Origin of the sequence: Bartonella sp. CE47NXGY, from assembly GCF_042195415.1 — a bacterium.
Taxonomy (GTDB): domain Bacteria; phylum Pseudomonadota; class Alphaproteobacteria; order Rhizobiales; family Rhizobiaceae; genus Bartonella.
Map to the genome: position 1 here is coordinate 5,966 of NZ_JBHIOI010000048.1, position 1,232 is coordinate 7,197.

A 1,232-nucleotide genomic window follows, 5' to 3' on the forward strand; every position below is an offset into this window, starting at 1 on the left:
GATAGAATAGCAGAAATGCTTCTTCCCCAAGGGCACAAACGAGGCAACAATTGGATTGTAGGCAACACACGTGGTGAAGCTGGTCAAAGTTTATCGATTTGCTTGAGTGGTAGTAAAGCAGGACTTTGGTATGATTTTGCAGAAAGCACAGGAGGAGATCTTTTAGACCTTTGGTGTGAAGTCAAAGGCATTAGCCTTTCTCAAGCCTTAGAAGAAGCACGCGCGACTCTCAATCTGACACGCCCCAAACCCTTTATGGCGCCCCATCGTTCCTATCGCCGTCCACCGGTTCCTACAGGGCAGAGCCCGCAGAATCTTGTAAAAACCTATCTCCACAAAGAACGCCACATTCCTCTAGAAATTATAAAGCGTTACCGCATAGGAGAAAATGGCAAAAAAATCATTTTCCCCTTTTATAAACCCGACGGCACCCTTGCTTTAGTCAAAGAACGGCTTGCGCAAACGGGAGCAAAAACCAAACCAACAGCCTCCCAATGTGAACCGATTTTATTTGGTTGGCAAGCTCTTTACCCCACAAACCACACCTCCACGCAGGCGCTCCAACAGGCACCTCAGCAAGCATTCCAACACACACCTCAGCAGGTACCCTCAACCAACCCCGCCTCTACACAGGCGCCCCAAAACACCGCCTCAACCAACCACGCCTCCACAAAGGCATCCCCGCACACATCCCAACAGGCAACCCAGCACGCACCTCAGCAAGCATTCCAACACACACCCCAGCAGGTACCCTCAACCAACCCCGCCTCTACACAGGCACCCCAAAACACCGCCTCAACCAACCACGCCTCCACGCAGGCATCCCCGCACACATCCCAACAGGCAACCCAGCACACACCTCAGCAAGTATTCCAACACACATCCCAACAGGTACCCTCAACCAACCTCACCTCCACGCAGGCACCCCAAAACACCGCCTCAACCAACCACGCCTCCACGCAGGCATCCCAAAACACCACCTCAACCAACCCCACCTCCACAAAGGCATCCCAAAACACCGCCTCAACCAACCACGCCTCCACACACACACCCCAGCAGGCACCCCAAAACACACCTCAGCAGGTACCCTCAACCAACCTCACCTCTACACAGGCACCCCAAAACACCGCCTCAATCAACCCCACCTCCACACACACACACCAACAGGCACCCACACACCCCCCCCAACAGGCGCCATTTCCCATTCTTTCTTCAACAAACCGTACCATTGT

At 53.4% G+C, this 1,232-nt stretch carries 2 protein-coding genes and 1 pseudogene; 1 reads left to right on the top strand and 2 read right to left on the bottom strand.

Going from position 1 to position 1,232, the window contains the following annotated elements:
- Positions 1-6: 6 nt before the first annotated feature.
- A pseudogene (locus ACFIL3_RS08585) lies at positions 7-537 on the top strand (DNA primase); the annotation flags it as partial.
- An 88-nt stretch (positions 538-625) separates the two neighbouring features.
- On the opposite strand, the gene ACFIL3_RS08590 reads toward ACFIL3_RS08585, so the two are convergent.
- Together ACFIL3_RS08590 and ACFIL3_RS08595 are read right to left on the bottom strand one after the other, a co-directional pair.
- Entirely contained in the window at positions 626-757 is a 132-nt protein-coding gene (locus ACFIL3_RS08590) for a hypothetical protein (RefSeq protein ID WP_375682083.1), read from the bottom strand.
- A gap of 12 nt (positions 758-769) precedes the next feature.
- Positions 770-901 (bottom strand): hypothetical protein, encoded by a 132-nt coding sequence (locus ACFIL3_RS08595; protein WP_375682084.1) that lies wholly within the window; start codon positions 899-901, stop codon positions 770-772.
- Positions 902-1,232: the final 331 nt, after the last annotated feature.